This window comes from Dokdonella fugitiva (genome assembly GCF_004342425.1).
GTDB lineage: Bacteria > Pseudomonadota > Gammaproteobacteria > Xanthomonadales > Rhodanobacteraceae > Dokdonella_A > Dokdonella_A fugitiva.
Map to the genome: position 1 here is coordinate 989,156 of NZ_SLWQ01000001.1, position 7,485 is coordinate 996,640.

The following is a 7,485-nucleotide window of genomic DNA, read 5'->3' on the forward strand; positions in this document are numbered from 1 at the left end:
GCTCTTCCGATCTAGACCTCCAACATCCGCCGCCAGTTCAAGATCGCCTTCCAGTTGATCCTGATGACCCTGGTGCGCAAGTCCGAGCTGATGTTGGCGCAGTGGAAGGACGTGCACCTGGACGAAGGCGAATGGCACATCCCGGTCGAGAACTCCAAGACCGGCAAGCCACACATCGTCTACCTGTCCACCCAGGCGCAGACGCTGTTCAAGGAACTCAAGCCGCTGGCCAGCAGTAGTGACTGGGTATTGCCAGGGCGTGGCACCTTGGCCAAGCCCTTCGCCAGCAATGCACTGAACCAGGCGCTGAAGGTGTCCTTGCAGGGGCAGGAGATTCCTGCCTTTACCATCCACGACTTGCGGCGCACCGCATCGACGTTGCTGCACGAACAGGGCTGGCCTTCGGACGTGGTAGAGAAGGCGCTGAACCACACCATCGGCGGCGTGCGTGGGGTCTACAACCGGGCCGAGTACGCCGAGCAGCGGCGGGAGATGTTGCAGGCGTGGTCGGACTACATCGACGGGTTGGCGCCGTCGGGGAATCTGGTGATCGGTGTCGCTTCGGCTTGAGGGCGGCCTTTTCCTTTCCCGGGTAGGGCCCTTGTCCCTTAGGCGCCACTCCCTTGCCTTCCCTTTGCGTTCAGAGCCTTGCTGTCGGGGCAGTTATCAACCATTGGTTGACAACTACCTTGGGTGCTTCGGTTAGCCATGCTTGCTGAGCAAGGCTCACATGGCCTGTTTTGCGCTCAGGAAATGGGGTAGCCAAGCGATTAAACGGGGTATTTTCCATTAAATGCCCCGTTTAAATGGTACGATTACCCCATTTCCACAGCTTGGGCCTGCCTTCCATGCACTCGCTTACCCCCGAGTACCTTGCCGCGCTTCGCTTCGACGGCACCCAGGCGGCCACGCTGCGCTCGCTGGGTGAGTACCAGGGCAAACAGCAACTCTACGCCGCACAGTCACCCCAAGCCCTTAAGGGCCTGCGCCAGATCGCGGTGGTGGAGTCCACCGAGTCATCCAACCGGCTGGAAGGCGTCGTCGTAGCGCCTTCGCGGTTGAAGTCTCTGGTCGTCCGCAATGCAACGCCAAAGAGCCGCTCCGAACAGGAAATCGCCGGCTACCGTGATGCCCTGGCGCTGATCCACGAATCGGCCGCGCACATGCCCTTCAGCGAGGGCGTAGTGCTGCAACTGCACACCCTGCTGTACCGCTACATGCCGCAGACGGGCGGGCGCTGGAAGGCTACCAACAACGACATCATCGAACGTCATCCTGACGGTACGTCGCGTTTGCGCTTCCAGCCGGTGGCTGCGCACCTGACGCCGATGGCCATGGCCGATCTGACCGGGCGCTACGCCACCGCCCTGGACCAGCACCTGGCCGACCCTCTGGTGCTGGTGCCGCTGGCGATGCTCGACTTCCTGTGCATCCACCCTTTCCCCGATGGCAATGGCCGCATGTCCCGCCTGCTGACCCTGCTGCTGCTCTACCACTTCGACTATGCCGTGGGCCGCTACATCAGCTTGGAACGCATCTTCGAAGATACCAAGGAAAGCTATTACGAGACGCTGGAAGCCAGCTCGCAGGGCTGGCACCAGGGGCAGCACGACGTCAAGCCCTGGCTCGATTACTTCTGGGGTGCCTTGCTGCGGGCCTACCGTGAGTTCGAGGAGCGTGTCGGCACCATCGAGCGTGGCCGTGGCAGCAAAGGCGACCGGGTGCGTGCGGAAGTCCTGGGGCGCACCCTGCCGTTCTCGATTTCCGAGATTGAAGAGGCCTGCCCAGGCGTCAGCAGGGAAATGGTGCGGCTGGTGCTGCGGGCGATGAAATCAGAGGGGTTGATCGAATCGACTGGCAAGGGGCGAGGGGCGAAATGGCAACACATCTCGACGGGCGCCACTGGCCGTACGGCACAGCTGCCAAGCGGGCACAGAATGGATCAGTGAGGACTCTCCATGGATAACGTTTTCCAGTTCCGCGACCAGCTCATCGAACGATACGGCAGCTTTTCCCGCAGTTTCGTTCGCATCGCTGCGCCTGATATCCAGGCCGAGGTCGAGCACCAATATGCGCAAGGCCGCTATTGGCCCGAGCCCCTGGTGCAGATCAACCCGAATTACCAGCGCCAGGGCACGGTGCAGCAACTGGTAGAGCAGGGGGTCTTGCATACTGCCTGCGCAGGGATCTTCCAGGTCGGGAAGTCTGAAGGTTCGCCAGAACCCCTGCATCTTTACAAGCACCAGATGGAAGCCCTGGCCAAAGGCCAGGAACGCCAAAGCTATGTGGTACGACCGGAACGGGGTCGGGGAAGTCCCTGTCCTTTTTCATACCGATCATCGACCGCATTCTCAAGGCCAGGCAATCCGATGGCAAAGCACGTACCAGGGCCATTGTCATCTATCCGATGAATGCCCTGGCCAACAGCCAGCTGGAAGAGCTCGACAAGTTCCTGCATGGCTATGCGCCAGAGCACCGCCCCTTCACCGTCAAGCGCTACACCGGCCAGGAAAGCCAGACGGAACGCCGCGCCATCGCGGATGAACCGCCCGATATCCTGCTCACCAACTTCATGATGCTGGAGTACATCCTCACGCGCTTCGACGAAGTGGATCGGCGCGTGGTGGAACACTGCGAAGGACTTGAGTTCCTGGTGCTGGATGAGCTGCACACCTATCGCGGTCGCCAGGGCGCGGACGTTGCCTTGCTGGTGCGGCGCCTGCGAGAGCGCTTGAAAGCCGAGCAACTGGTCTGCATCGGCACGTCGGCCACCATGTCCAGCAGAGGTAGCCAGGCCGATCGCAACCGCGTGGTAGCTGATGTGGCCAGCAAACTTTTTGGCACCCGGATCAGCGAGCATGACGTCATCGGCGAGACCCTGGAGCGCGTCACCAACCCGCTCAAGGACGTCAACGCCATCCGCACGGAACTACCGGCGGCCATTGCGCGAGATCAGGATACCTGGGCTGATTTCGACGCTTTTCGCAATGATCCGTTGGCCATCTGGGTGGAACTGAACCTGGGTATCGAACTGCCTGCCGACGAGCCTCCCAGGCGGGCGAGACCCATGATGTTGGAAGAGGCCAGCCGCCGTCTCGCCGAAGACGCGGGCTGTCAGCCTGAGGCCGCTCGCACCGCCCTGCAGCGCTTTCTGGTGGCTGCCCATGATGTGCGCACGCCCCAGGGCAGGCCGCCTTTCGCGTTCAAGCTGCACCAGTTCATCAGCGGTCCCGGCAAGGTGCTCACCACCCTGGAAGAACGCGGCAAACGCCATGTCACGCTCGATGCCCAGCGCTTCGCGCCGGGGCGCCAGCAAGAGAATGTGCTGCTTTATCCCACGCACTTCTGCCGCGATTGCGGTCAGGAATACCTGCCTGTCTGGCACGCACAGCAACCGGTCAGCTTCAGCCCGCGTGAAATCGACGATATCGCGGCAGAAGACGACGCCAGCTATGGCTTCCTGTGCCCTCTGGCGCCCGGGCAGCAATACGGCGGCCTGCTCGAAGACCTGCCGGAAACCTGGATCGACCTCAGCCGTAGCGAACCCAAAATCAAGCCAGCCTACAAGAATGCCGTTCCCTATAGGGTCACGGTCGATGCCAAAGGGCAAACGGGCTCGGGGGTAGAGTTCTGGTTCATTCCGGGAAAGTTCCGCTTTTGTCTGAACTGCGGCACGACACATGAAGCCCACGGCAAGGATGCCAACCGCCTTTCCAGCCTGTCCGGCGAAGGCCGCTCCTCGGCCACCACCATGATTGCCCTGGCCGCCTTGCAGCAACTGTTTGCACTGCCCGAACCGGTACCGGGCCAGCCCGATCCGCGCAAGTTGCTTGGGTTTACCGACAACCGCCAGGATGCCGCGCTGCAGGCGGGGCATTTCAACGACTTCATCTTCCTGCTGACCCTGCGCGCCGGCTTGATCGGCGCCCTCCAGGGCAGCGGCGGCCAGCTCGACGAAGAACACCTGGCCGAAAGCGTCTTCAAGGCCCTCGGCTTTCAAGGCGTCGATGAAGCGACCTTGGTGGAGTATCTGCGCACACCCAAGCTCATGGGGCTGGCACGGCAGGAGGCGCAACGCACCTTGCGCTTCATCATTGCCTACCGACTGCTGCGTGATCTGCGGCGTGGCTGGCGCTTCAACAACCCGAATCTGGATCAGCTCGGCCTATTGCAGATTCGATACCGAGATCTGGACGCCTTTTGTGCTGACGCCGGCATTTTTGCCGCCAACAGCACCTTGAACAGACTGACGGCGCAGCAGCGAGCCATTCTGTACGAATTGCTGTTCGACACCTTGTGCCGCCATCTGTGCCTGGAAAGCCGTTACCTCGACCCGGTCGAGCAGGACAAGGCACGCACCAGCGCCCACACCTACCTGAATGAGCGTTGGGCATTCGCTCCCGACGAGAAACTCGATACCGGCCGCTATCTCATCCTCGGCAAGCGCCCGGAATACAAGGGCAAGCCGCGCACCGACCTGGTGACGGGCGGCCCACGCTCCCGCCTGTTGCGGCAAATCAAGACAAACAAACTCTGGCGAGACAGTGCCTGCGCCGGCGACGTGGCGCAGTGGAAAGATGTTGAGTGGGCCGAACTGATCGAAGACATGCTCAAGGCAGCCAGCAACTATGGTTATGTGCAAAAACATGCCATTGATTCGCAGCTTGCAGGCTGGCGCCTGAACGCCGCTGCCCTGGACTGGTGCCTGATGGCCGATGAGCCGCAGGCCGACGGTAGCCGCATCAACCGCTATTTCCGCGCCCTGTACCTCGGCATCGCCGACCTGCTGCATCGGCCCTCGCATCCGCTGTTCGACTTCGAGGCCCAGGAACACACGGCCCAGGTGGATGCGCCGCGCCGGCAACTGCTGGAACAGCGCTTCCGCTACACCGAAAAAGACAGGCAGGATTGGGCGCAGAACCCGGCCCACGAAGCGCCGTTGGAACGTCTGCCGGTGATGTTCTGCTCACCCACCATGGAACTGGGCGTGGATATCTCCGCGCTCAACACCGTGTACCTGCGCAACGTACCGCCGACCCCCGCCAACTACGCCCAGCGCAGCGGCCGTGCCGGCCGCTCGGGGCAGCAGGCGCTGGTCATCACCTACTGCGCGGCGCTCAGTCCGCACGACCAGTGGTTCTTCCACAATGCCAACGAGATGGTGCATGGCGTCGTGCGCGCACCCACACTGGATCTGGCCAACCGCGACCTGATCGACAGCCACCTGCAAGCGGTCTGGCTGGCCAGCACCCAGGTACCACTAGATGACAGCATTGCGCCCATGCTGGATCTCGACCAGCCCGGCAAACCACTGAAGCAGCCCTTGCACGAAGCGCTACAGGCGCAGACCGTCCAGCAGCGGGCCCTGGCCAGCGCTGGTCGGGTCATCGATCAGCTCAAGGACGAGCTGGCGGGCAGCGCTTGGTTCACGCCTGACTACGTGCACCAGGTCATCACCAGGGCACCAAAGGCATTCTCCGATGCGCTGGAACGCTGGCGCGTGCTGTTCGATGCCACCCGCCAACAGATGGATATGGCCGACCGCATCGTCAAGAGCCATACCGCCTCGCACACCGAGCGCCAGAATGCCCAGCGCCGCTACGGCGACGCCGCACGCCAGTACGCCGTCTTGCTCAAGTCCGGCAACGGCCAGAACAACGACTTCTACACCTACCGCTACCTGGCCAGCCAGGGCTTCCTGCCCGGCTACAACTTCCCGCGCCTGCCGCTGATGGCCTGGATTCCCGCCAGCGGCAAGCAGACGGCCAATGGCAAGGACGACGAAGGCAGCATGGTCAGCCGGCCGCGCTTCCTGGCCCTGTCCGAATTCGGCCCGCGCAGCCTCATTTATCACCAGGGCCGCATGTACCGCGTGGTGCGCGCCAAGCTCAACGTCGGCAACAGCGACCACATTTCCGGCAACAGCCAGTTGGCCACCATTGCCTCGCTGGTGTGCAGCCAGTGCGGCTACGGCCATCTCGGCGAGCAGGGCGGCGAACAGCCGCTGGTCAATCGCTGCGAGAACTGCGACGCCTTGCTCACCGAGCACGATTGGGTGCGCGAGCTCTACCGCATCGAGACCGTGGAGACGGTGGTCACCGAACGCATCTCCATCAACGACGAGGAACGCCAACGTCAGGGCTTCGAGCTGCAAACCACCTATCGCTTCCTGCCCGGCCCCGATGGCCGTATCCAGCAGCAGAAGGCCACGATCCAACAAGGCGAGGACGTGCTGGGCGAGCTCACCTACGCGCCCGCTGCGCAAATCTGGCGCATCAACCGCGGCTGGCGCAGGCGCAAGGACAAGGAGCAACTGGGCTTCTACATCAACCCCATTACCGGCACCTGGAGCAAGCAGGACACGCCGGATGCGGAAGACGACAACGGCAACGACGATGCCTTGCTGGAAAAGGTGACGCCCCAGCGCATCGTTCCCTTCGTGGAAGATCATCGCAATCTGTTGATCTTCGCCCCCGTACATGCCTTGCCTCTGGAGGCCATGGCGACTTTGCAGGCCGCACTCAAGCGCGGCATCGAAATGACCTTCCAGATCGAGGAATCCGAACTGGTGGTCGAGCCACTGCCGAAGTCCGACGAGCGCCGCGCCTTGCTGTTCTACGAAGCGGCCGAAGGCGGTGCCGGTGTGCTCACTCGCCTGGCAAATCATCGCGACGACCTTGCACTCGTCGCCAGCAATGCCCTGCAACTGATTCACTACCGCGCACCGCAGAGCGGCGTTTGGACGCTGGACGATCTGCCGTCGCTGGAACAGACCGATGCACTTGGCAATCATCAGTGCGAAGCCGGCTGCTACCAGTGCCTGCTGTCCTACTTCAACCAGCCGGATCACGAACACATCAACCGCCGCAACGCGGATGCGCTCAAGCTGCTGGTCGCACTGGCCAATGCCCAGGTGCAGCCCGTCACGAGCAGCCCGACTACCCTTGCCTCAACAACAGCAAACGAGCCCCTAGACGCCTGGCTGTCCGCACTCCGCCAGGCCGGGGGCGCGCAACCTGATGCGGTCAACGTGTCCGTCAACAATGGCGCCGCCACTGCGGCGGCCCAGTACAAGGCATCTCGTGCTTTGGTATTTCTGTCAGCGGTAGATGAGCAGACCGCCAGCGTATTGCAGGACAAAGGCTGGCAGGTGCTCGATTTCTCGGACGCTTCACGCTGGCCACAACAATTCGCCGCGCACGCCGATGTGTTCGGTTCCAAGGAATAAAGGCGCATGACGATCCTCGAACACGACTTTCTGCCCGGCAACCTGGTGCGCGCCCGAGGCCGCGAATGGGTGGTGCAAAGCGACTCCCGCCGCGACTGGCTGCGCCTGCGCCCATTGAGCGGCGCCGATGACGAAAGCATCGCCCTGATCCCCGAGTTGGAACTGCATCCCGTCGAACCTGCCACCTTCGACTGGCCCGATCCTGCACGCGCCGGCAACCATGCCGCCGCGCTGTTGCTACGCGATGCCTTGCGCCT

5 protein-coding genes are annotated in these 7,485 nt (G+C 62.5%); all 5 read left to right on the forward strand.

The genetic code is table 11. From position 1 onward, the window contains the following. Nucleotides 1-63 precede the first annotated feature (63 nt). Nucleotides 64-570 (forward strand): tyrosine-type recombinase/integrase, encoded by a 507-nt coding sequence (locus tag EV148_RS18835; RefSeq protein WP_241987979.1) that lies wholly within the window; start codon nucleotides 64-66, stop codon nucleotides 568-570. Between the two features lie 278 nt (nucleotides 571-848). Then, nucleotides 849-1,949: a Fic family protein gene (locus EV148_RS04190; RefSeq protein WP_131993856.1), complete on the forward strand. Its 1,101-nt coding sequence runs from the start codon at nucleotides 849-851 to the stop codon at nucleotides 1,947-1,949. Nucleotides 1,950-1,958: 9 nt separating this feature from the next. Then, nucleotides 1,959-2,411, forward strand: a complete 453-nt coding sequence (locus tag EV148_RS18840; RefSeq protein ID WP_241987965.1) for a hypothetical protein — start codon at nucleotides 1,959-1,961, stop codon at nucleotides 2,409-2,411. Continuing rightward, the gene (locus tag EV148_RS04195; protein ID WP_241987980.1) at nucleotides 2,339-7,228 is read left to right on the forward strand and encodes a DEAD/DEAH box helicase; all 4,890 of its coding nucleotides are present in this window, start codon (nucleotides 2,339-2,341) and stop codon (nucleotides 7,226-7,228) included. Before EV148_RS18840 ends, EV148_RS04195 begins: the two co-directional genes overlap by 73 nt. A 6-nt stretch (nucleotides 7,229-7,234) precedes the next feature. Then, nucleotides 7,235-7,485 (forward strand): hypothetical protein (locus EV148_RS04200; RefSeq protein ID WP_131993859.1); only part of this gene is annotated, 251 nt, incomplete at its 3' end.